Here is a 22,584-nt window from a genome sequence, read left to right as displayed (position 1 = left end):
ATAACACATTGTTTTTATACGGATTTGCGAATTTCCGTGGTATCCTTGTGAGACAGAGGAAAATACGGAGATCTGCATGAAAAAAACCGAAACCGAACTGATGCTGAAAGGGTATGGCCTGACCACGGCCGAGTTCTTCTATCGAATGCCGGACTATGTCCATGTGCTGAACACCTTCATCTGGCAGGACTACGACATCGCCCCGGACCATCCGAAACTGTTCAGTTTCATTGAGTTCTGGCAGCGCGAAATCGAAGGCCCGCTGCACTCTGTCCGGTTTACCCACCGCAAGATGTTGAAATCCGGCGAATGGCGAAACGTCGTCGGAGAGTTCCGGATCAACTGACCATACGACAAGTATGTGTTCTGGCACCGGCCGTTTCCGACCGGCTGCCAGCAGTTTTTTTCTTGCAAATATTTTCCATAGGCTATGGTTGCGCTAGTCCAACCCCGTCTCGGAGGCATTTCATGAACAGGTTTCTGGCCGCAGTCTTTCTTTGTCTTGTCATCTGTGCACCGGTTTCGGCTGATGGACTTCTCGACAAGATCAAGGAAGGCGCGGAAAGCACGGTCGGCGCAGTCGAGCGGGGGGTCGACAAGGCTGGAGAGGCGATTGGCAAGGGGGTGGACAAGGTTGAAGAGTCGATCGATTCCACATCCGAGTTGATCAGCAACGAAGCAACTCCTGAAGAGACGCGTGCCCGGCTCGATGCGATGGCTGACGAAATTCTCGCTCGCCTCTTGACGGAAAACCCCGATGCTAAAGCCATATATGAGGCCAGCGCCGGATATGCAGCGTTTGACACCCGTAAAGTCACGGTATTTCCCTTCTCGGGTGGATATGGCCGTGGAGTCGCAATTTCCACGGCAGACGGCAGCCGAACCTACATGAACATGGGGTCCGGCGGTTTGGGGGCGGCTTTGGGCATCGGTGGGTTCGAGACCCAGTTCGTAATCTTCTTCGAGACCCAGGCCGATTTCGACGTGTTTGTGATTCAGGGCTTCGAGGCGAGCGCCGAATCCAGCGTCATGTACGGCGACGACAGAACAGAGCAGTCGGCCAGGTTCGTCGATGGCCGCTCGGTTTTCGTGCTCGACAAGAAAGGCTGGCGCGTCGCTGCCGGGGCCTCCGGAACACGTTTCTGGAAATCACCCGAGTTGAACTGACGATCAGGCCGAACAGCTTGCACCGCCAAGAACACAGAACTTGGCGCAATGGGGGTGGTTCAAGTGAACGTCCGCTTCGGCATCGCGCAGGGTCGGCCCCATCTCGAATTCCGCTGAATAAGGCAGAAGCGTGCAGGCCAACACCGCCGGAGACGCCGCGCCCTTGCGTTTGACCACCATGCGCGAACTGGCACACATGACCTCGTCCGGCGACTTGCCGAGGAGTCCCCAGCAGGCCGTGGTGATTTCGGGCACTTCCTCGGATTCGTCCATTTCCGGGAACAGAACTGTCTGGCCGGGATCGTAGGCGTCGATGCCAAAGCTATATTCGGCATAGAATGCGGCAAAACCCGCGCGGTTCTCTTCCTCGGTCCCGCCCCACAGACTGCGACCTGCCGCTGCCATGCGAAAGCCGTTGTCACTCAACCATTTCATGCCTTCGAGGGTTTTGGAAAAGCTGCCTTCTCCGCGTTCTTCATCGTGAAAATCAGCGCAGTAATGATCGACGGATATGCGTAAGGTCAGCCGGCCGCCGAATTTGTGCTGCAGGTCCAACAGGCCTTCACGCATGGCCTTGCGCATCATTGGCCTCATGGCATTGGTCAAAATCAGCACCTCGTACCCACGTTCCAGCGCGGCGCGGGCCATGTCGATCATCTCGGGATTCATGAACGGTTCGCCGCCAGTAAAGCCGATCTCACGGATCGGCCAGCCGCGTTCTTCGATCTGATCGAGATAGGAGCTCACCTCGTCTGCCGAGATATAGACCAGCGCGTCGTTGGTCGGGCTGCTGTCTATGTAGCAGTGGGTGCATTCAATGTTGCACAGGGTTCCCGTGTTGAACCACAGCGTTTCCGGGTGCGTCAGGCGGACCGATGCGCGTTTTTGGCCATCGGCTGTCACGAATCTGTTCTGGAACTTGCCGATGTTCGCGTTGCTGGGAGAGTCGTCTTTCATTCCTGCATCCGGATGTTGAAACTGTCTGAACGATTTAGCCTATTGCGCTTGCGAAGTTAAAGTCGCAAGCAGGTAGCTGACGGAGTTTTGATTGCAGGATTGCCAAGAAATGATTGCGCTAACATTGGACATGTCGAGGCGACGGGGTTAAGAAAAACTCATGGTTTCTCGTGTCATACCGGTTGATCCTTTCGACCTGGTCATTTTCGGCGGAACCGGGGATCTGGCCCGGCGCAAGATCCTGCCTGCATTGTTTCGCCGGTTCTGCGCCGGTCAATGGCCGAGTGATGTCCAGATCGTGGGTGCAGCGCGCAGAACCCTGGATGACACGGGGTTCCGATCGCTGGTTTCAGATGCCCTGAAGGAACACGCCCCCAAACACGCCCGGGACCGGGTGGCCGTCGAAGGCTTCTTGAGCCGTCTGCGCTATGTGCCTGTCGAGGCCGAAGGACCGCAGGGTTGGGAAGAACTGGCTGGGCTGTTGGGGCAGAACAGGGTTCGTGCTTTTTACTTTTCGGTCGCACCGCGGCTGTTCGGCCCCTTGGCGGAGCGGATCGAGGCCTTTGGAATGGCGACTGAAAAGACCCGCATCGTGGTCGAAAAGCCGTTCGGTCATGATCTGGACAGTGCAAGATCGCTGAACGCAACGCTGGCCGCGCATTTCGACGAGAACCAGATCTATCGGATCGACCACTATCTTGGGAAGGAAACAGTCCAGAACCTCATGGCTGTCCGCTTTGGCAACATGCTGTTCGAGCCCTTGTGGAACAGCCAATATGTCGATCACATCCAGATAACGGTCGCGGAAACCGTCGGAGTGGATGGCCGCGAGAGTTACTACGACCGCGCCGGCGCAATGCGCGACATGATGCAGAATCACCTCATGCAGCTTTTGTGCCTGATCGCGATGGAGCCGCCCGCCAAGTTCGACCCCGATGCGGTTCGCGACGAAAAGCTCAAGGTGATCCGGGCGCTCGACCCGGTCTTGCCGCATCACATCGTGCGCGGCCAGTTCGTGGCCGCCGAGGGGCTGCCCGGTTATCGCGAGGTTGTCGGCAACCCGCGCTCGACGACCGAAAGCTACGTTGCCCTCCGGGCCCATATCAGCAACTGGAGATGGGCCGGAACGCCGTTCTATCTGCGCACCGGGAAACGGTTGGTGGCGCGGTCCTCGGTCATCAACGTTATGTTCAAGGATGCGCCGCACTCGATCTTCGGGGAAGATGCCGGGCGACATGCGAATGTTCTGTCGATCCGGCTGCAACCGAACGAGGGCATCACGCTGAAGGTCACCATCAAGGAACCGGGGCAGGGCGGCATGCGCCTGGTGGACGTGCCGCTGGACATGAGCTTTGCCGAGGCGCTGGGGCCTGAAAATCAGGTTTCGCCAGACGCTTATGAAAGGCTTATAATGGACGTTGTGCGGGGCAATCAGACGCTTTTCATGCGCGGCGACGAGGTCGAGGCCGCATGGGCCTGGACCGACCCGATCATCGCCGGATGGCAGTCACGCGGCGACGTGCCCAAACCTTATGACTGCGGTAGCACCGGACCGGGCGACGCCGAGCTGCTGATGAAACGAGACGGTCGCCGCTGGCAGGGGATAAAGCCATGAATATTCAGGAATATGCCGATCGCGATCTGCTGGCCATGGACGTGGCCAACAAGCTCGCCGGAGATCTTGAGACGGCTTTGCTCCACGAAGAAACCGTTGCGTTCGCGGTGCCCGGAGGAACTACCCCTGGTCCGATCTTCGACAGTTTGTGCGCCGCTGACATCGAGTGGGAACGCGTGCGCGTCGTGCCGACGGATGAGCGTTGCGTGCCGCAGGACCACGAGCGGTCAAATGCGCGTCTGATCCAGGAACGTCTGTTGGTGAACCGCGCCGCCTCGGCAGAGTTCGTTCCCCTGTATGTGCCTTCGGCCAGGCCCGAGGACGCTCTTCCCGAGGTCGAGGCGCTTATCGCTCCGGTGCTGCCGTTGCATGTACTTGTTCTGGGAATGGGCGAAGACATGCATACGGCCTCGCTCTATCCCGGTATGCCCGGGCTTGCCGAAGCACTGGACAGCGACGCTCCGATATTGGCCGTGGCTCGGACCGAAGTGCAGCCCGAGCCCCGCATTACCTTTACTGCGCCGGTTCTGGACGGGGCCTTGTCCAAGCATCTGGTGATCTATGGCTCACGAAAGAGGGCCGCATTGGAAAGAGCATTGTCACTGCCGCCGGAAGAAGCGCCGATCGCTGCCGTGCTGAGCGGTATCACCGTACATTGGGCCGAGTAGGATCACGAAAGCATGTTCGATGACTTAAAGGCATTGGCCGCGGCAGCGCGCGGCCGTCGCATCCTCGACCTGTTCTCTGCAGATCCCGACCGCGCCCGGCAATTTTCGGCGGAAACGGGCAACTTGTATTTCGACTACTCCAAGACGCTCATCGACGATGACATTCGGAACGCGCTGACCGCGCTGTGCGACAAGGCAGGGGTAGCCGAACGTCGCGAAGCGATGTTCAGCGGCCACAAAATCAACGAAACCGAGGGCAGGGCGGTGCTGCATACCGCGCTGCGCAATCTCGACGGCGGCCCGGTCAAGGTCGATGGGCAGGACATCATGCCCGAGGTTCTGGACACTCTGCGCAGGATGCAGGTCTTTGCCGAAGAGATCAGGGGCGGCGCCGCGCAGGGGGGCGGCGGCAGCATAACCGATGTTGTCAACATAGGAATCGGGGGGTCTGATCTCGGGCCAGTCATGGCGACGCTGGCGCTTTCGCCCTATCACGACGGCCCACGTGTGCACTTTGTCTCGAACGTGGACGGTGCTCATATTGCTGACACATTGCGGCCGCTGGATCCGACACGGACCCTTGTCATCGTGGCCTCGAAAACCTTCACGACTGTCGAATCCATGACCAACGCCCGCACGGCCCGGGCCTGGATGATCGAAGGTGGGGGCGATCCCGACCGCCAATTCGCGGCGGTTTCCTGTGCGCTTGAACGGACCGAGGCATTCGGCATCCCCGGCGAACGGGTTTTTGGTTTCGGAAACTGGGTGGGCGGTCGGTTTTCGGTCTGGGGGCCGATCGGGTTGCCAGTTTTGATCGCCATCGGCTCGCACGCCTTTGACGCTTTCCTGCGGGGTGGGCAGGCGATGGACCTGCATTTCCGGTCTGCCCCGTGGAACCGGAACATGCCCGTCATGCTGGCCTTGGTCGGCATCTGGCACCGGCAGGTTCTGGGCTATGCCACTCGCGCCGTTCTGCCCTATGATCAGCGTCTCGCCCGGCTGCCGGCCTATCTGCAACAGCTGGAAATGGAATCGAACGGCAAATCCGTGGCGATGGATGGTTCAACACTGACGGTGCCGTCCGGCCCGATCGTCTGGGGAGAGCCGGGAACCAACGGGCAACACGCCTTTTTCCAGCTGATCCACCAGGGAACCGACGTCGTTCCGTGCGAATTCATGGTCGCCGCCGAAGGACACGAGCCGGAACTGGCTCATCACCATCGCCTGCTGCTGGCAAACTGTCTGGCGCAATCCGAGGCGTTGATGCGAGGACGGTCTGTCGAGGATGCGCGACAGATGCTGGCAGGCCAAGGAATGACCGGCGCGGAACTGGAACGTCAGGCACGCCACCGGGTGTTTCCCGGCAACCGCCCTTCGACCACACTGATCTATCCCAAGCTGACGCCTTTCACGCTGGGACAGATCGTTGCCCTCTATGAGCACAGGGTTTTCGTCGAGGGAACGATCCTTGGCATAAACTCGTTCGACCAATGGGGGGTGCAACTGGGCAAGGAACTGGCGACCTCGCTCGGCCCTGTTCTGGAGGGCGAAGCAGACCCGGCCAGCCGCGACGGTTCTACGGCGGCTCTGATCGAGTATGTGCGGCGTCACCAGCGCTGAACGTCATTTCCGTGTTGGATTTGCCGTTGCGGCATGTCGCGCAAGGATTGTTGTCAAGCCGCGTTTTGCTTGGCAGGGTCGCCGTCAGAGCGTCTCATGTGCTTGCGCAACTGCGGGGGCTGACGCAATTGGCGGACTATTTCCGATCGGGAGGAAAGGCCTTTCGATCCATCTTGGGGAGGATTTCGAATGCTGGGACAGATGATGACGCAGCCGCTGCTGATTTCATCGCTAATCGACCACGCGGAACGTTATCATGGCGCGACAGAGATCTGGTCGGTGGAAACTTCGGGCGGGGTTACGCAGAGCAGTTGGGGCGAGACCGCGCGCAATGCCCGCCGGCTGGGCTCGGCGCTGAGCAAGCTGGTCCTCGAGCCGCAAGACCGGATCGGCACAATCGCCTGGAACAACCGGCGCCACCTGGAGATCTACTATGGCGTCTCCGGCGCCGGCTTCGTCTGCCACACGATCAATCCGCGGCTGTTCCCTGAACAGCTGACCTATATCATCAACCACGCCCAGGACCGGGTCGTGTTCTTTGATGCGACCTTCGTGCCGCTGGTGGCGGCGCTCAAGGACAATCTGACCGAAGTTCGCCATTTCGTCCTGATGGGGCCGCGCGATGAAGCAGCGCTGGAGCAGATCCCCGGCCTTCAGTTCTATGACGAGCTGATCGAAACGGGCGACGAAAATTTCGAGTGGCCCGAGTTCGACGAAAATACCGCCTCGAGTCTGTGTTACACCTCGGGCACCACGGGCAATCCCAAGGGCGTTCTGTATTCCCACCGCTCTACCGTGTTGCACAGCTTTGCCTCGAACACGCGTGACGTGATCGGGTATTCGGCGATGGACACCGTGATGCCGGTGGTGCCGATGTTCCACGTCAACGCCTGGGGCTCGCCCTATGGCTGCGCCATGTCCGGCTCGCGGATGGTGCTGCCGGGGCCGGATCTGCATGGCGAGGCGCTGGTCAGCCTGATCGACAAATACGGGGTGACGTTGGCAATGGGCGTTCCGACCATCTGGCAGGGGCTGCTGGCCCATGCCGAAAAGTCCGGCAGCAAGCTGGCGAGCCTCGAACGCACCGTGATCGGCGGTGCAGCGTGCCCGCCGTCGATGATCGACACCTTCCGCGAGAAGTATGACGTCGAAACGGTCCACGCTTGGGGCATGTCGGAAATGAGCCCGCTGGGCACGGCCAACCATCCGCTTGCCAAGCACCGCGACCTTCCGATCGAAGAGCAGCACCGTCTGCGCGAGAACCAGGGGCGCCCGCCATACGGCGTGGAGCTCAAGATCGTCGATGATGACGGCAATGACCTGCCGAACGATGGAATCACCCAGGGCGATCTGATGGTGCGGGGGCACTGGGTGCTGACCAACTATTTCCGCATGGAAGATCAAGAGTTGCTGAAGGATGGGTGGTTCGCCACCGGCGATGTGGCAACGCTCGATCCTGACGGCTACATGACGATCCGTGACCGCTCCAAGGACATCATCAAGTCGGGTGGTGAATGGATCAGTTCGGTCGAGTTGGAAAACATCGCCGTGGCGCATCCGAAGCTGGCCAATGCCGCGGTGGTCGGCGTGAGCCACCCCAAATGGGATGAACGTCCGCTGCTGGTCGCGGTCAAGGCCGAAGGACAGGACCCGACCGAAGAGGAGATTCTGGCGTTTTTCGAAGGCAAGATCGCCAGTTGGCAGATCCCCGACAAGGTTGTCTTCGTGGACGCTCTGCCGCTGAACGCAACGGGCAAAGTGCTCAAGCGCAACCTGCGAGACCAGTTTGCGAATGTGCTGATGGAGTAGGTTGGCGTTCGGTTCGGTTGTTGAGGAATATCAAGGCGCGGCTGCCCGTTTTGGTAAACGGTGTGGCTCGACCCGTTTTTGCAAAGGGAAACAGACATGATGACCGCAAGCCGCCGCGCGTTTTTGATCGGAACAACGGCCGTTGCAGCCGCTGCAGCAATACCATCCTGGGCCGCAGCGGTTCCTCCTATGCACGTTCTGAAGGATCCAAACTGCGGGTGCTGCGGGGCGTGGATTGAAATTCTGCGCACCGATGGATTTGACGTCACGGTTGAAAACACCTCGTGGGACGCGCTCAACCGATTCAAGCTGTCCAACGGCCTGCCGGAAAACATGACCTCGTGCCATACGGGTAAGATCGGTGGCTATCTGATTGAGGGGCATGTCCCCGTCGCCGATATCAGGCGCCTGCTGGACGAACGCCCGGATGCAATCGGACTGTCAGTGCCCGGAATGCCCTACGGCTCTCCAGGAATGGGGCCAGAGAGCGAACGCGAAGCTTATGACGTCTTTCTGCTGCGGCGGGATGGCTCGGCCGAAGTGTTCACACATTACGCGGCCGGATAATTCCGTGCACCCAACCAAAAAAGCCCTCAAGTCCAAAGACTTGAGGGCTTTTCATGGCTCCGGCGGTAGGGATCGAACCTACGACCAATTGATTAACAGTCAACTGCTCTACCGCTGAGCTACGCCGGAACGGTTCGCGCCATATAGCAACCTCGGATTCCGTCGTCCAGAGGGAGGAGAACATTTTTTGCCGGCACCAGGACGTTTTTACCGAGCCCTCAAAAGCGATAGGTTGCGCCGAAAATCGGGCCGGACTGGTCGAAGCTGTAATCGGCGCCGTCGATGGCGTGATTGACCTCGATGTAACGATATCCGCCGCGCAAAAGCCATCTCTCGTTCAGCGCGTAATCTGCCGTCAACAGAACCTGCCAAGTGTCACTGCCACTTTCAAACCCGCCATAGTCGGCGAAAGCGGTGCCCGCCCACTTTTCATTGAATTGAAAGCGTGCCCGAATCGCGATGAGGGGGTCCACCCAATCGCCCTTGGCGACAGTTGTGCCGCCGGGCAGGGCGCCCGGCTGGAGGGTCATTTCCGTGTCGGTCTTGTACCACCGCAAGCCTGCGCCAAGATCAACGGCGACCGTCGGAGCCTCATAAACACGATAGGCCGCATATGCGTTGAAAATCTGCGTTTTCACGGATGTGTCGAGGCTGCTGAAGGCAGGTCCGGGTGTCGGGTTGCCAAATGAAATATCCGTCAGCATGTAATCGGCGATAAAGCTCCATTGACCGTTCGAGGCGCCAAAAGCGCCCATAAACGCAATGTCGAGGTTCTCGAGCGCGTCACTGAACGACAGTGTGGCATTCAACGTGCGGCTCGGCGTAGCTATAGTGGTGTTCGTTTCCGGCGTGAACAGGTAAATGCTGGCTTCATAGGACCAGTCGCTCTGCTGCGCATTGGCAAGGCCGGGGGTTGCCATTGCGAGGCCGAGGCAAAACGCTGTTTTTATTCCGAAATTCATTTGACCCTCCTGACCAATAGTGTTTCTTGAAACGAAAAATTCCGACAAGCTGGCGTTAGGCCTCGCCTCGTGGCGCCAACGATGCGCTGTCGCATTCTAGCCGACAGGAGGTCATTGTTTACAAGCTTTTATTGGTCGGCGCGCTGCAAGCCGACCATCTTGACGTGATTGTGCACCACATGCGGCCCCGGAATCTGGACGGCAGGGAGCGAGACAGGCCGTAGCAAGCCGTGGAATGGTTTGAAGAAATTCGGGCGGAGAACCGACTTCCACCACGTCGCGCAACTCAGCCTGCCGTGTTTGGCAAACACCGGGAAACAGGCGCGACCGTTGACCTCGACCGGCATCGCAAAGGTCATATGGCCTCTACCGCTCAGAGGGGAAGTGCTCTGGCCGACACCTGGATCATTCGTGGCATTTGGCCAAGGTCAGAAAAAACCGCGCCCGAATTCAGGCGCGGTTTCAATAGGTTGAGTGCCAGTTCCTTACTTCTCGGGGATCAGACCGCGTGGGCTGAACCGGAGAACCAGCAACAGAACGACACCCATCGTCAGCAGGCGCATATGCGCGGCGCTGTCCAACAGATGAGTTTTCAACGCGCTGCCGTCGGGCAGACCCGCGGTGAGAACCTGCATCAGCCAGAGGCCGATGGGTTCGACCTGTACCCATAGGAACCAGATCAACATTGCGCCCAGCACTGCGCCAAAGTTGTTGCCCGAGCCGCCGACGATCACCATCACCCAGACAAGGAAGGTAAAGCGCAGCGGCTGATACGTGCCTGGGGTCAGTTGACCGTCCAGCGTGGTCATCATCGCGCCGGCGATACCGCAGACGGCCGAACCGAGAACGAAGATCTGCAGGTGGCGGCGGGTGACGTCCTTGCCCATCGCTTCGGCCGCGACTTCGTTGTCCCGAATGGCGCGCATCATGCGGCCCCAGGGGCTCTTGAGCGCCATCTGGGCCATCCACAGCAGAACCAGCAGGACGATCAGGAACAGTACCGAATAGCCGAGTTTGACGTAAAGCGTGGACGCCGTGACCGGATCGAGCCCCAAGCTGCTTGCCCTCTCGATAAAGCCCGGATCGTTCTGCAGGTCGATCTCGTAAGGCACCGGACGGGGCAGGCCGATCACGTTCTTCACGCCGCGCGCCAGCCAGTCCTCGTTCTTCATCACCGCGATGATGATCTCGGCAATGCCCAGCGTCGCGATGGCGAGGTAGTCGGACCGCAGGCCCAGAGCCGTCTTGCCGATCAGCCAAGCCGCCCCGGCGGCGAACAGGCCGCCTGCGGGCCAGGCCAGCAGAACCGGAAGGTTCAGACCGCCAATGTGACCGGAAGTTGCCGGACTGATTGCCTCGACCGCAGCAACATTGGGGTCAAAGACCGCCCGAAAGACGAAGAACCCGGCGACGAGCACCACGATCATCGTGAGGGTCCGCATACGCCCCTTGGGCATCTTCTGCGCGATCATGACTGCGGCAAAGATCGTTGCCGCACCGAGCAGAAGCGCCAGCAGGATACCGAACCCGCCAGCGGTCCACGCGCCGGGGGTGGGGGGCGTTGAAACCAGCACCACGGCCAGACCACCAAGCGCGACAAAGCCCATCACACCGACGTTGAACAGCCCCGCAAAACCCCACTGGAGGTTCACGCCAATGGCCATGATCGCCGAGATCAGGCCCATGTTCAGGATCATCAGTGCCGAGTTCCAGCTCTGCATGAAGCCGGTCAGCAGGATCAGGGCACCGACAAGGACGAAGAGAAGAGTGTTTTTCACGGGTTCGCTCATACCGCTTTCCCCTTGAAGAGCCCGGTGGGCTTGAACAGTAGAACGATCAGCAGGATCACGAAGCTGACGGCGAATTTGTAGTCTGTCGACAGAAGCTGCACGAGGCCGGACGGCTCGAGGCTTTCAGGCATCAGATAGGTCAGCACCTTTTTCCAGGCATAGGTGATCGTCACCTCGGAGAAGGCGATGATGAAACCGCCCGCGATCGCGCCCAGCGGGTTGCCGAGGCCGCCGACGATTGCGGATGCAAAGATCGGCAGCAGCAACTGGAAATAGACGAAGGGCTTGAAGCTCTTGTCCAAACCGTAGAGTACACCGGCCGTGGTCGCCAGAGCGGCCACGATCAGCCATGTATACATCACCACGCGCTCGGGGTTGATGCCCGACAACAGCGCCAGATCCTCGTTGTCCGAATAGGCGCGCATCGATTTGCCAGTGCGGGTCTTGTTCAGGAACCAGAACAGCAGCGCCACGGCGATGACGGCCACGACAACGGTGATGCCCTGCGTGGTCTTGATCGCCAGACCTTCCTTGAGCCCGGTCAGTTGCTTGAACTCACGCGCCGAGATCAGGAAGCGTTCGCCATCGGCGAACCTTTGATCGTCGGGTCCGATGATGAAACGGACAAGACCGTTCATGATGAACATGACGCCCATGGACACGATCACCAGAATGACCGGCTTGGCCTTTTGTTCGCGGTAGAAGCGATAAACCAGCCGGTCGGTGATCAGCACCAGGATCATGCAGCCCAGAATGGCAAAGGGCAGGGCCAGCAGCGCGGTGGGCAAGGGGCCCAGACCGATGCCGACGCTCTGCATCCACCAGGTGACCAGCACCGCGATCATCGCGCCAAAGGCCATGGTGTCGCCATGGGCAAAGTTCGAAAAGCGCAGGATGCCGTAGATCAGTGTCACACCCAGCGCACCCAGGGCCAACTGGCTGCCATAGGCGATCGCTGGAACCAGAACGAAATTCGAAAGCGCCACGAGGGCGTTGAGGAAGTCCATGTCTCAGCCCCCAAGGAAGGATTTGCGCACTTCGGGATCGGCCAGAAGCTCTTTCCCGGTGCCGGTGTAAGCGTTTCGACCCTGAACGAGGACATAGCCTTTGTCCGCGATTTCAAGGGCCTGACGGGCGTTCTGCTCGACCATGAGGATCGGCAGCCCGGTCCGCGACACTTCGATGATGCGGTCGAACAGCTCATCCATCACGATGGGCGAAACACCGGCGGTCGGCTCGTCCAGCATCAGAACCTTGGGTTTGGTCATCAGCGCGCGGCCAACGGCCACCTGCTGACGTTGACCGCCCGAAAGTTCTCCGGCGGGCTGATTGCGCTTTTCACGCAGAATGGGGAAGAGTTCGAAAACCTGTTCCATCGTGTCCGAGAAATCGTCGGTTCGGATGAACGCCCCCATCTCGAGATTTTCCTGAACCGTCATCGAGGTGAAGATGTTCGAGGTCTGCGGCACGAAGCCCATGCCCTTGATCACCCGGTCCTGCGGGCTGAGGTTGGTGATGTCTTCGCCATCCAGCCGGACGGATCCCGAGCGCACGTTCAGCATGCCGAAAACGGCCTTCATCGCGGTGGATTTGCCGGCGCCGTTGGGGCCGACGATGACGGCGATTTCGCCCTTGTCCACGGCGATGGTGCAGTCATGCAGGATGTCGGGACCCTTGCCATAGCCGCCGGTCATCGAATCGCCGATGAGGAAGGGGCCACCGCCGACATAATGGGTCTCACCGCTCTCGCGATGCGCGGGTGTCATCGTTCCCATGCCTTTGGTGTTGGTGATCGTGGCATCCTTGTTGCCGTGATCGTCCTGATACGGATTGTCGCTCATGCCCCGGCCTCCAGCTTGTCCTTGTTCTTCAGGCCGGTGCCCAGATAGGCCTCGATCACTTGCTCGTTGGCCTTGATCTCGTCCAAGGTGCCCTCGGCCAGAACCTTGCCCTCGGCCATGCAGATCACCGGGTCGCAGATCTTGCCGATGAAATCCATGTCATGCTCGATCACGACGAAGGTATAGCCGCGCTCTTTGTTCAGGCGCAGGATCGTGTCGGCGATGGTCATCAACAGGGTGCGGTTCACACCGGCGCCGACCTCGTCGAGAAAGACGATCTTGGCGTCCACCATCATGGTGCGGCCCAGTTCCAGCAGCTTTTTCTGACCGCCCGAAACCTGGCCCGCCTTGTGATCGGCCAAGTGTTCGATGGTCAGGAACTCCAGGACCTCGTCCGCCTTGGCCCGCAAAGCGCGTTCTTCGTCCGCGATCCGCTTGCGGCCGAACCATGTGTTCCACAGCGATTCTCCTGACTGGCCGCCCGGAACCATCATCAGATTCTCGCGACAGGTCATGGAGGAGAACTCGTGCGCGATCTGGAAGGTGCGCAACAGTCCCTTGTGAAACAGCTCATGCGGCGGCAGGCCGGTGATGTCTTCGCCATCCATGGTGACCTTGCCGCTGGTTGGCGGCAGGACACCTGCGATGACATTGAAAAGAGTGGTCTTTCCCGCTCCGTTCGGGCCTATCAGCCCGGTAATGGAGCCTTTGGCGATTTCCAGCGATGCACCATCCACCGCGCGGAACCCGCCGAAGTGCTTATGCACGTCCTCGACGACGATCATGTTTTCCCCTAGCCGCTGATTGGTCACGCGGTCCTGTTGGTTGTTGCCTCTTCCTTAAAAAAGGTGCGGCCTTTTGTCATTGAAACGGCCCGGACACAAGGCCCGGGCCGTTCAGATTCGCTTGAATTACCGGATCAACGGTATTTCGCAGTGGTGATCTTGCCGCCTTCGACCACGATCTGGCGGTAGTTGCCGGCACTTTCACCGGGTCCGATCAGCTCGACCGCGGTGGCGCCGACATAGTCGATATCGCCGCCGTCCTTCAGGATCTGGAGCGCCTTGCCCAGTTCGCCCGGATAGATCTTTTCACCCGGCGCGTTGGCGACTTCCATCACCTTTTCCTTGTAGTCGGCCGAGTTCTTGGAACCGGCCGCCTGCATGGCCAGCATGATCAGTGCTGCGGCGTCATAGGATTCCGGAGTGAAGGGCGAGGTCGAATCAAAGGCATCGCCCACCAGCTCGTTGAACTTGGCAACGCCGGGGCTGTCGGTGCCCGGGTGCTGGCCGGTCGAGCCGTCGATTTCCGAGCCGAAGTTTTCTTCCAGCTTGGTGCCGATCATGCCATCGGGGAAATGGAACGTGTCGAAGGCGCCCGAGTCGATCGCGGCACGCACGATGCCCGAGCCACCCTGGTCCACATATCCGGCCACAACCAGACGGTCGCCGCCAGCCGCTGCCAAAGCGCCGACTTCGGCCGAGTAGTCTGCCTTGCCGTCTTCATGTGCGGCCGAAATGGTGACTTCGCCACCAGCAGCTTCGAACGCCTGCTGGAAGCTGTCGGCCAGACCCTTGCCATAGTCGTTGTTGGTGTAGGTCAGAGCAACGCTCTTGATGCCTTCTTCGATCAGGATGTCGGTCATGACCTGACCCTGACGTGCGTCCGACGGAGCGGTGCGGAAGAACAAGCCATTGTCCTCTGCGGTCGACAGGCCCGGCGAGGTGGCCGAGGGCGAAATCATCACGATGCCGTTCGGCACGGCCACGTTCGACAGGATCGCACCGGTCACGCCCGAGCAGTCGGCGCCCATGATGCCGTCAACCTTGTCCGAGGTCACCAGACGTTCGGCGGCCGCGGTTGCAGCACCCGCGTCAACGCAGGTCGAGTCCGCGCGAACCGGGGTCACGGTCGCGCCGTCCAGCAGCATGCCGCTGTCGCTGACTTCCTTCATCGCCAGTTCGGCGCCATCCGCCATCGACGGGGTCAGCGATTCGATCGGGCCGGTGAAGCCGAGAATCACACCGATCTTGACCTCTTCGGCCATGGCCGCGCCGGCCATCAGAGCGGTGGCTGCAGTTGCTGTAAGCAGCTTTTTCATATGGATACTCCCTAGTTGGAACGAAACGTTCGCCTCAGACCCTAGGCAAGCTCTTGGGAAAAGAAAAGGCCTAACACAATTGTGCGTTTGCGCTAACCAACCAATTTGTTTTGTTGGGGTTTATGTGCAGTCTCAACACGAGATGCGGCGATTGGAGCGTGATTCAATGCGGTTCTTGATGCGACTTGTTCCTGTGATTCTTCTGGTCTGTTGTCTTCTGACTGCCGCTTTCGCCGATACGCTCGAAACCAGAGCCGGGCGCGTTGCGGTGACGAAAGTCGTGGATGGGCTGGATACACCCTGGGCCGTCGGTCATTTGCCGGATGGATCCATACTGGTGACCGAGCGCGGTGGCCGACTCCTGCATGTGAAAGACGGCAAGAAAAACCGGGTAAAAGGAGTGCCAAAGGTCTACGCGGCGGGGCAGGGTGGGTTGCTGGATGTTGCGATCCCGCGCGACTTTGCCCGCTCGCGCGAGGTATTTCTGACCTTTTCCAAAAGGCAGGACGGTGGCGCGGGAACCGCCCTGGCGATCGGCAGGCTCAGCGAGGACGGCAAGCGCCTGACGGGCTTGCGCATCGTTTTCGAATCCGTGGCCGAGGGCTCTGGCGGGCGGCACTTTGGCAGCCGCGTGGTCGAAGCCAGGGATGGCACATTGTTCGTGACAATTGGCGAGCGGGGAAACAGGCCGGCGGCGCAGGACCGCTCCAATCACAATGGCTCTGTCATCAGGATCAACCGGGACGGGTCCGTCCCATCCGACAACCCCTTTGTCGGTCAACCCGGGGTTCGCCCGGAAATCTGGTCTTTCGGCCATCGTAACCCGCAAGGCGCCGCGTTGGATCTGCAGGGGCGGTTGTGGGTGTCCGAACATGGCGCCAGAGGGGGCGACGAGGTGAACCTGATCCGCAAGGGCGCCAACTATGGCTGGCCGGTCATCGCCTACGGCAGGCACTATTCGGGTGCGAAGATCGGCGAAGGCACCTCGAAACCCGGCATGGAGCAACCCGAGTATTATTGGGATCCGTCCATCGCCCCGTCCGGGTTGATGGTCTATTCGGGCAAGCTGTGGCCCGAGTGGAAGGGCAACATTTTCGTCGGCTCGCTGAAATTCGACTACATCTCACGGCTTGCCGGTAATCCGCTGCGCGAAGTGGAGCGGATCGAGGGGCCGGAAACCGAACGGGTGCGTGACGTTGTCGAAGCCCCCGATGGAACGATCTGGTTCGTATCCGAAGGGCAGGGGGCCGTGTATCGCATCAGCCCCCTCGTTGCCTCAGATTGACAACCGCGACGCCTGAGCGCCGCGTTCCCGGTACGGTGTGGTGTTGTAGTGCGCCCGGTAGCATTTCGAGAAATGCGACGGGCTGGCGAAACCGCAGGCCAGGGCCACGTTGATGACGCTCATGTCCGTCTGCATCAGCAGGTTCCGCGCCTTTTGCAGCCGCAACTCCATGTAATAGCGTTTCGGCGAGCGGTTCAGGTAGCGCCGGAACAACCTTTCGAGTTGCCGGGTCGACATGCCCACGTCCTTGGCCAGTATCGCGGGCGAGATCGGCTCTTCGATGTTCTTCTCCATCATCTGGATGACCTGGCTCAGCTTGGGATGGCGCACGCCGATGCGGGTCGGGGTCGAGAGGCGCTGCGTGTCCTGATCGGTGCGGATCGAGGAATAGATCATCTGGTCGGCGACCGCGTTCGCCAACTCCTCGCCGAAATCGTCGGCGACGATCTTGAGCATCAGGTCGATCGAGGATGTGCCGCCCGCCGTGGTCATCCGGTTGCCGTCGATCAGGAACACGGATTTGGTCAGTTCCACGTTCTCGAATTCCTCGGTGAAACTGTCGGCATTCTCCCAGTGGATCGTTGCCCGCTTGCCCTCCAGCAGACCGGCCTTGGCCAGAACATGCGCGGCGGTGCACAGCCCTCCGATGCGGATGCCCTTGCGCGCCTCGCGGCGCAGCCAGTTCAGCATTTTCTTGGTCGCGGCCTTCTGCACATCGACCCCGCCGCAGACCAGCACGACGTCATCGCGCGAGAGCTCTCCCAGATCGTCGTCGAGGTTGAACGAGGTTCCCGCCGAACATTGGGCGGTTTCGCCGCCCTCTCCGACCAGTTTCCAGGTGTAGAGTTCCTTGTCCGCCATTCGGTTGGCGATGCGAAGACTGTCCAGAGCCGACGCAAAGGACAGCATCGAAAACTTGTCCAGAAGGACAAATATGAAGCGTCGTGGTTTCGCCGTTGCGTTTTCCACTTCGACAACTTGGCGTTGCTCTTGCATGGCGGATTGTCCTTGGTTCGGCGTTTCCTGCAGAGGGCGTGTCTGCAAATATGGCAGTCAACATGCTCAGAGCTTGTTTGCGTCGTCAAGAGGCGCAAATCGGATATGGTCACTGACCACAGCTTTTTGTATAGAAGCCCCCTGAATACTTCAGCGGAGATACAAGCTATGACCGAGTGGCAAAAATCGAACTGGCGCAGCAAGCCGCGGGTTCAGATGCCCGATTATACCGATCCGGCCGCACTGGCCCAGGTCGAGGCGCAGCTATCCAAGTATCCGCCGCTGGTCTTTGCCGGCGAGGCGCGGCGCCTGAAACAGCATCTGGGGGCCGCGGGCCGCGGCGAAGCGTTCCTGCTGCAGGGTGGCGACTGCGCCGAGAGTTTCGACCAGTTCAGCGCCGACGCGATCCGCGACACGTTCAAGGTAATGCTGCAGATGGCGATGGTGCTGACCTATGGCGCCAAAGTGCCGGTCATCAAGGTCGGCCGCATGGCGGGGCAGTTCGCCAAGCCGCGCAGCGCGCCGACCGAGGTGGTGGATGGTGTCGAGCTGCCCAGCTACCGCGGCGACATCATCAACGAGTTGGCCTTCACGCCCGAGGCGCGGGTGCCGGACCCGAAAAAGATGCTGCAGGCCTACACGCAGGCGGCGGCGACACTGAACCTTCTGCGCGCTTTCTCGACCGGCGGCTTCGCTGACATGAGTCGCGTGCACTCCTGGACATTGGGCTTTACCAACGAACAGGACGAGCAGAAATACTCGGAAATCGCGGATCGGATCCAGGACACGATCGATTTCATGGCCGCGGCCGGCATCACCGCCGACACCACGCATGAATTCTCGACCGTGGAATTCTACACCAGCCACGAAGCGCTGCTGCTGGAATATGAAGAGGCACTGACGCGATTGGATTCGACCTCGGGCAACTGGCTGGCCGGCTCGGGCCACATGCTGTGGATCGGCGACCGCACCCGTCAGCCCGACGGCGCTCATGTCGAATTCTGCCGAGGCGTCCTGAACCCGATCGGTCTGAAATGCGGTCCCACGACCACGGCCGAAGACCTCAAGGTTCTGATGTCCAAGCTGAACCCGGAGAACGAAGAGGGGCGTCTGACCCTGATCGCGCGTTTCGGAGCGGGCAAGGTGGCCGAACACCTGCCGCGTCTGATCAAGGCTGTGAACGAGGAAGGGGCCAAGGTAACCTGGGTCTGCGATCCGATGCACGGCAACACGATCAAATCGGCCACCGGCTACAAGACCCGCCCGTTCGATGCGGTTCTGCGCGAGGTACGCGAGTTCTTTGGCGTGCATCAGGCAGAGGGCACCATTCCGGGCGGTGTGCACTTCGAGATGACCGGTCTGGACGTCACCGAATGTACCGGAGGTGTTCGGGCGGTTACAGAAGAGAACCTCTCGGATCGCTACCACACCGCATGCGACCCGCGCCTGAATGCAAGCCAGTCGCTGGAGCTGGCATTCCTGGTTGCCGAGGAACTCACCAATCTGCGCCGCAATCGCGCCAAGCGCGCTGCCGGGTAGCGATAGAAAGGCCGGATCAGAACGGCGGGCCAGCGGTCCGCCGTTTTTTTCTTGAAAGCCTAAAACCTTGAGAAAATTGCGCATACCGGCCATTCTTTCGGGATGGGAACCGCCGCTGATCAGCTGGGTGACTGGCTGAACGATCTCGGACTTGGAAAATACACTGACGTCTTTCGCGAGAACGATGTCGATTTCCGCGCGTTGCCGTATCTGGGAGAAGACGACCTGAAGGAGTTGGGCGTCAGTCTGGGGCATCGCCGGATCCTTCTGGCCGAAATCCGGAAATTGTCGACCCATGGCAAGGCTGACGTCACCGTATTGGAAAGTGATGAGCCGCCCGCGCCCGAGCCTCGGGAAAAACCGGGGGCTACAGCGGAAAAGAGGCACCTGAGCGTTCTTTTCATCGACCTTGTTGGGTCCACCGAGTTGACCAACCGCCTTGACCCGGAAGAAATGCGCGAAGTCCTTCGGCGGTTTCAGGATACCGTTGCGGGCGAGGCGACCCGTTTCGGGGGGCACATTGCCAAGTATCTCGGTGACGGGATGCTCATATTCTTCGGTTGGCCTACGGCCTACGAAGATCATGCGCACCGGGCGGCGAAATTCGGACTAGAGACGCTGCGCCGGATCAAGGAGATCGAAACGCCATTGGGCCGGAACCTTGCCGCTCGCGTCGGGATCGCAAGCGGGCCGGTCGTCATTGGGGATCTCGTCGGGGCCAATACGCATGAGGAGGCCGCGGTGACCGGCCCCGTCCTGAACCTCGCAGCCCGCATTCAGGCGATCGCCCCGGAAAACGCCATGGTCACGACTTCAGAGAATGCGCGCTCCATGCTTGGAAAGCTTTTCGAGGTTGAGGGGATTGGCGCGTTCGACCTCAAGGGGTTCGACCAGACGATCAGCCTGGTGCGCGTCGTTAGAGAACAGCGCGCGGAAAGCAGGTTTCGTGCCATATTCGGGGAATCCGGCGAAAACATCGTCGGGCGCGAACACGAGTTGGGCATCCTGAAGCAGACATGGGAGCGCGCCCGTTCTGGGATCGGTGAGACCATGCTTCTGGTCGGGGAAGCGGGAATCGGAAAATCCCGGCTTCTTGAGGAGTTTCTGGCCAAATGCGTCGAACATCGAACCACGGATGTGGTGCGCCTGAACTGCTCGCCCTATTTCAACCGCAGCGCCTTTCTGCCTGTGATCGACAGGATATCCCAGGATGCCAAGCTGCAACCTGACGACGACGAAGGCGCCGTTGTCAAAAAGGTTCGGTCCTTGCTCGTGGCTCGGCAAAATTTCGACGTCGAGACGAGCTTGCCGGTCTATGCGGCCCTAGTGTCCCCAAGCGCGCCGGAGGCAAAGGATGTCACGTCGCTTCCGCCGCAGGAACAACGAGACCTGACAACGCAGGTCCTTGTCGATGCGATACGTGCGCGCGCCTCGGTGCGGCCCGTTCTGTTGGTGGTCGAGGATGCCCACTGGCTGGATCCGTCGACCACGCAGTTGCTCGACCGCTTCGTCGCCACATGCTCTGATATTCCGCTCATGGTGCTGGTCACGCATCGACCCGAGTGGAGCAGCGGATGGTCGGAAAACTATTCCAACATATCCACCATCAACCTTCGGCGGTTCGACCGCGATCAGGTGGCGAAACTCATCAATCAGATGACGGGAAACCATCCTGAAGAGGATTTGCTCGAGAACATTCTCGAACGCACTGATGGCGTTCCCTTGTTCGTTGAGGAGGTTGCGAGAGTTATCTTCACCAGTGGGCGGGAGGCGTCCTCGTCGGTGCCGCCAACCCTGCAAGGCGCCCTGATGGCGAGGCTGGACGCGGTTACGGACAAGGCCAAACAAGCCGCCCTAACGGCGTCGGTGATAGGGCGGGAATTCGATCTGGCGCTGGTGCGGGCCGCTACCGGGCAGACAACCGCGGAAACCCACGATTGCCTCGAGGAACTCCAGCGACAGGGTCTTGTCTTTGAAAGCGGGGTTCGCAGGGGTCTTTTTGTCTTTCGGCACGCGCTGATCCGGGACACCGCCTATCAGTCCATGCTGTCCTCGACCCGGCGGGCCCAGCATGCCGCAGTCGCTTCGGCTTTGATGACCCTGAGGCCGGCGGAAGTCGAGCGAAGCCCCGAACTGGTCGCCCGTCACCTGACCGAGGCAGGTGATTACGCCGCCGCATTCGACCGTTGGAGGCTTGCTACGGAAAGGTCGTTGGCACGTTCAGCAAGCGCCGAGGCGGTGTCACATGCCGAGGAAACGGTGCGAATGGCAAAGGCTCTTGGGGAAGGCTTGACCACCGAAAAGATTGTAGCGCAAACGCTGCTGGGGCGTAGCTATGAAAGTATCGGGCGGCTGCAGGAGGCGTTGAAGATACTGTATCGGTCGGCCCAGGAAGCCCGGTCCATTTCTGATTTCAAGCTTTTCGCCGATGCCGCATACTACTATTCCGAGGCCAATCTCATGGCCAATGACAGCATCGAAATCGCATCTGCGCTCTGCCTCGAAGCGATGAAGGTTCTTCCTGCCGAGGAAGAATTCCTGCGGTGCCGGATCATGAGCCAGCTTTCACGCTGCATGATTCTCGAAGGCAAGTTCACGGAAAGCTCGGTCTTCAGCCGGCAAGCCATCGAACTGGCCGGAAAACTGGGCGACGACAAGGCGAAGTTCTCGGTGATGATGGCGCGGTTCATGGCACCTCTGATCGCGAAGGAAAAGGAAGAGGTACAGGAATGGCGATCCAGACTGAACGAAATGCAGGAAGTAGCCGAGCGGCTGGGCGACACGGACCGCGGGCGAAACTTTACCATCAACCTGTTCATTTCGGCCGAGATGGGTGACCGGGAGCGAGTGGAACGCTCGTTGAATGAGCTTCTGGTCATAGGCAAGGAGCGAAAACACCCCCAACTGCACTGGGTCGAACGCCATGGGCGCGCAATGCTTGCGATTCTGGATGGTGACTTCGACAGGGCCGAGGCGCTCAGCAAGGATGCCTTTGCGATCGGAAAAACCACGCACGGCCCCCAAGTCGAAGGTGTTTACAGCGTCCAGATGTTCACGATCCGGCGCGAGCAGGCCCGCTTGCACGAGGTCGCGCCAGTCATGAAAAGACTGCTTGATGACAATCCCGAAGATCAAGCCTGGAAACCGGGGTTTGCCTTGATTGCGGCGGAACTGGGGTATCTGGAAGCGGCCCAGCGTATTCTGACGGAAATGTCCGAGGCCGGTTTCGATCTGCCGCTGGATGCCATGTATTCCACCACGCTGGCCTACTTGGCCGAGGTCGCCGTCGCGGTTGGCGACGCCAAGGTGGCCGAGGAAATCTACTCACTTCTTCTTCCCTATGAGGACTGCACCATCACGGCCGGTGTGACCACCGTTTGCAACGGTGCCGCCGGGCGGATGTTGGGCAGCGTCGCGGCGTTTCTGGGCGACTTGGACGTGGCCCGGCGCCATTTTGATCGGGCGCTGGAACTGGATTCCGCGATGAGGGCCAAGCCTTGGATTGCGCACACAAAGGCTGAATTTGCTCGTGCTTTGCGGATGCGTGGGCGCAAGGAGGACGTCGCGACGGCTGACCAAATGGAGGGTGAAGCATTGGAAATTTCCCGCCAGCTTGGTATGATTTCCCTGGCGTCAAATATCGAAGGGAAGCGAAACTGAGATTTTG

The 22,584-nt window shown here is 60.0% G+C and carries 19 protein-coding genes and 1 tRNA gene; 10 read left to right on the top strand and 10 right to left on the bottom strand.

Annotated elements, in window-relative coordinates:
- Positions 1-76 precede the first annotated feature (76 nt).
- Positions 77-346 (top strand): usg protein, encoded by a 270-nt coding sequence (locus AVO45_RS03590; protein WP_068344487.1) that lies wholly within the window; start codon positions 77-79, stop codon positions 344-346.
- A 122-nt stretch (positions 347-468) separates the two neighbouring features.
- A complete protein-coding gene (locus tag AVO45_RS03585) occupies positions 469-1,167 on the top strand; it encodes a lipid-binding SYLF domain-containing protein (RefSeq protein WP_068344485.1) in 699 nt (232 codons plus the stop codon).
- 3 nt (positions 1,168-1,170) lie between these two features.
- Here the strand turns inward: AVO45_RS03585 and AVO45_RS03580 are convergent, their stop codons facing one another.
- Positions 1,171-2,124 (bottom strand): radical SAM protein, encoded by a 954-nt coding sequence (locus tag AVO45_RS03580; protein ID WP_068344482.1) that lies wholly within the window; start codon positions 2,122-2,124, stop codon positions 1,171-1,173.
- A gap of 160 nt (positions 2,125-2,284) precedes the next feature.
- Between AVO45_RS03580 and zwf the strand changes: the two genes are divergently transcribed.
- The 5 genes from zwf to AVO45_RS03555 all read left to right on the top strand — a co-directional run bounded on the left by zwf (position 2,285) and on the right by AVO45_RS03555 (position 8,403).
- The gene (gene zwf, locus AVO45_RS03575; protein WP_068344481.1) at positions 2,285-3,739 is read left to right on the top strand and encodes a glucose-6-phosphate dehydrogenase; all 1,455 of its coding nucleotides are present in this window, start codon (positions 2,285-2,287) and stop codon (positions 3,737-3,739) included.
- On the top strand, positions 3,736-4,407 hold the full coding sequence (gene pgl / locus AVO45_RS03570) for a 6-phosphogluconolactonase (protein WP_068344479.1): 672 nt from the start codon (positions 3,736-3,738) through the stop codon (positions 4,405-4,407). The genes zwf and pgl overlap by 4 nt, the downstream gene beginning before the upstream one ends.
- A gap of 12 nt (positions 4,408-4,419) precedes the next feature.
- On the top strand, positions 4,420-6,027 hold the full coding sequence (gene pgi / locus AVO45_RS03565) for a glucose-6-phosphate isomerase (RefSeq protein WP_068344477.1): 1,608 nt from the start codon (positions 4,420-4,422) through the stop codon (positions 6,025-6,027).
- A gap of 189 nt (positions 6,028-6,216) precedes the next feature.
- A complete protein-coding gene (locus tag AVO45_RS03560; RefSeq protein WP_068344476.1) occupies positions 6,217-7,836 on the top strand; it encodes a long-chain-fatty-acid--CoA ligase in 1,620 nt (539 codons plus the stop codon).
- A 99-nt stretch (positions 7,837-7,935) separates the two neighbouring features.
- Positions 7,936-8,403, top strand: a complete 468-nt coding sequence (locus AVO45_RS03555; RefSeq protein WP_068344706.1) for a DUF411 domain-containing protein — start codon at positions 7,936-7,938, stop codon at positions 8,401-8,403.
- Between the two features lie 54 nt (positions 8,404-8,457).
- Here the strand turns inward: AVO45_RS03555 and AVO45_RS03550 are convergent.
- From AVO45_RS03550 to AVO45_RS03515, 8 genes are all read right to left on the bottom strand, one after another.
- Positions 8,458-8,532, bottom strand: a tRNA-Asn gene (locus AVO45_RS03550).
- Between the two features lie 89 nt (positions 8,533-8,621).
- Positions 8,622-9,365: an outer membrane protein gene (locus tag AVO45_RS03545; RefSeq protein ID WP_240482053.1), complete on the bottom strand. Its 744-nt coding sequence runs from the start codon at positions 9,363-9,365 to the stop codon at positions 8,622-8,624.
- Between the two features lie 128 nt (positions 9,366-9,493).
- Entirely contained in the window at positions 9,494-9,724 is a 231-nt protein-coding gene (locus AVO45_RS03540; protein WP_068344473.1) for a hypothetical protein, read from the bottom strand.
- A 126-nt stretch (positions 9,725-9,850) separates the two neighbouring features.
- Positions 9,851-11,155 (bottom strand): branched-chain amino acid ABC transporter permease, encoded by a 1,305-nt coding sequence (locus AVO45_RS03535; protein WP_068344471.1) that lies wholly within the window; start codon positions 11,153-11,155, stop codon positions 9,851-9,853.
- On the bottom strand, positions 11,152-12,162 hold the full coding sequence (locus AVO45_RS03530) for a branched-chain amino acid ABC transporter permease (protein ID WP_068344469.1): 1,011 nt from the start codon (positions 12,160-12,162) through the stop codon (positions 11,152-11,154). The genes AVO45_RS03535 and AVO45_RS03530 overlap by 4 nt, the downstream gene beginning before the upstream one ends.
- A 3-nt stretch (positions 12,163-12,165) precedes the next feature.
- The gene (locus tag AVO45_RS03525) at positions 12,166-12,996 is read right to left on the bottom strand and encodes an ABC transporter ATP-binding protein (RefSeq protein ID WP_082688640.1); all 831 of its coding nucleotides are present in this window, start codon (positions 12,994-12,996) and stop codon (positions 12,166-12,168) included.
- Positions 12,993-13,781, bottom strand: coding sequence for an ABC transporter ATP-binding protein (locus AVO45_RS03520; protein ID WP_068344467.1), 789 nt, complete (start codon positions 13,779-13,781; stop codon positions 12,993-12,995). Before AVO45_RS03520 ends, AVO45_RS03525 begins: the two co-directional genes overlap by 4 nt.
- A gap of 134 nt (positions 13,782-13,915) precedes the next feature.
- The gene (locus AVO45_RS03515) at positions 13,916-15,097 is read right to left on the bottom strand and encodes an ABC transporter substrate-binding protein (RefSeq protein ID WP_068344465.1); all 1,182 of its coding nucleotides are present in this window, start codon (positions 15,095-15,097) and stop codon (positions 13,916-13,918) included.
- Positions 15,098-15,275: 178 nt separating this feature from the next.
- On the opposite strand from AVO45_RS03515, the gene AVO45_RS03510 reads away from it, so the two are divergent.
- Complete coding sequence (locus tag AVO45_RS03510; protein WP_068344704.1) at positions 15,276-16,382, top strand: PQQ-dependent sugar dehydrogenase; 1,107 nt, start codon at positions 15,276-15,278, stop codon at positions 16,380-16,382.
- Here the strand turns inward: AVO45_RS03510 and AVO45_RS03505 are convergent.
- Positions 16,374-17,378, bottom strand: a complete 1,005-nt coding sequence (locus tag AVO45_RS03505) for a GlxA family transcriptional regulator (RefSeq protein WP_068344463.1) — start codon at positions 17,376-17,378, stop codon at positions 16,374-16,376. The genes AVO45_RS03510 and AVO45_RS03505 overlap by 9 nt on opposite strands.
- 168 nt (positions 17,379-17,546) lie before the next feature.
- Between AVO45_RS03505 and AVO45_RS03500 the strand changes: the two genes are divergently transcribed.
- Both AVO45_RS03500 and AVO45_RS03495 read left to right on the top strand, forming a co-directional pair.
- Positions 17,547-18,917, top strand: a complete 1,371-nt coding sequence (locus AVO45_RS03500) for a class II 3-deoxy-7-phosphoheptulonate synthase (RefSeq protein ID WP_068344461.1) — start codon at positions 17,547-17,549, stop codon at positions 18,915-18,917.
- A 102-nt stretch (positions 18,918-19,019) separates the two neighbouring features.
- Complete coding sequence (locus tag AVO45_RS03495) at positions 19,020-22,577, top strand: AAA family ATPase (RefSeq protein WP_068344459.1); 3,558 nt, start codon at positions 19,020-19,022, stop codon at positions 22,575-22,577.
- Positions 22,578-22,584 lie beyond the last annotated feature (7 nt).

It is taken from the genome of Ruegeria marisrubri (assembly GCF_001507595.1).
Taxonomy (GTDB): Bacteria; Pseudomonadota; Alphaproteobacteria; order Rhodobacterales; family Rhodobacteraceae; genus Ruegeria; species Ruegeria marisrubri.
This window is presented reverse-complemented; position numbering and strand designations above follow the sequence as displayed.

Coding starts and splice junctions, on each gene's coding strand:
- AVO45_RS03590 (WP_068344487.1), top strand. CDS start 77: ATGAAAAAAACCGAAACCGAACTGATGCTGAAAGGGTATGGCCTGACC.
- AVO45_RS03585 (WP_068344485.1), top strand. CDS start 469: ATGAACAGGTTTCTGGCCGCAGTCTTTCTTTGTCTTGTCATCTGTGCA.
- AVO45_RS03580 (WP_068344482.1), bottom strand. CDS start 2,124: ATGAAAGACGACTCTCCCAGCAACGCGAACATCGGCAAGTTCCAGAAC.
- zwf (WP_068344481.1), top strand. CDS start 2,285: ATGGTTTCTCGTGTCATACCGGTTGATCCTTTCGACCTGGTCATTTTC.
- pgl (WP_068344479.1), top strand. CDS start 3,736: ATGAATATTCAGGAATATGCCGATCGCGATCTGCTGGCCATGGACGTG.
- pgi (WP_068344477.1), top strand. CDS start 4,420: ATGTTCGATGACTTAAAGGCATTGGCCGCGGCAGCGCGCGGCCGTCGC.
- AVO45_RS03560 (WP_068344476.1), top strand. CDS start 6,217: ATGCTGGGACAGATGATGACGCAGCCGCTGCTGATTTCATCGCTAATC.
- AVO45_RS03555 (WP_068344706.1), top strand. CDS start 7,936: ATGACCGCAAGCCGCCGCGCGTTTTTGATCGGAACAACGGCCGTTGCA.
- AVO45_RS03545 (WP_240482053.1), bottom strand. CDS start 9,365: ATGAATTTCGGAATAAAAACAGCGTTTTGCCTCGGCCTCGCAATGGCA.
- AVO45_RS03540 (WP_068344473.1), bottom strand. CDS start 9,724: ATGACCTTTGCGATGCCGGTCGAGGTCAACGGTCGCGCCTGTTTCCCG.
- AVO45_RS03535 (WP_068344471.1), bottom strand. CDS start 11,155: ATGAGCGAACCCGTGAAAAACACTCTTCTCTTCGTCCTTGTCGGTGCC.
- AVO45_RS03530 (WP_068344469.1), bottom strand. CDS start 12,162: ATGGACTTCCTCAACGCCCTCGTGGCGCTTTCGAATTTCGTTCTGGTT.
- AVO45_RS03525 (WP_082688640.1), bottom strand. CDS start 12,996: ATGAGCGACAATCCGTATCAGGACGATCACGGCAACAAGGATGCCACG.
- AVO45_RS03520 (WP_068344467.1), bottom strand. CDS start 13,781: ATGATCGTCGTCGAGGACGTGCATAAGCACTTCGGCGGGTTCCGCGCG.
- AVO45_RS03515 (WP_068344465.1), bottom strand. CDS start 15,097: ATGAAAAAGCTGCTTACAGCAACTGCAGCCACCGCTCTGATGGCCGGC.
- AVO45_RS03510 (WP_068344704.1), top strand. CDS start 15,276: ATGCGACTTGTTCCTGTGATTCTTCTGGTCTGTTGTCTTCTGACTGCC.
- AVO45_RS03505 (WP_068344463.1), bottom strand. CDS start 17,378: ATGCAAGAGCAACGCCAAGTTGTCGAAGTGGAAAACGCAACGGCGAAA.
- AVO45_RS03500 (WP_068344461.1), top strand. CDS start 17,547: ATGACCGAGTGGCAAAAATCGAACTGGCGCAGCAAGCCGCGGGTTCAG.
- AVO45_RS03495 (WP_068344459.1), top strand. CDS start 19,020: ATGGGAACCGCCGCTGATCAGCTGGGTGACTGGCTGAACGATCTCGGA.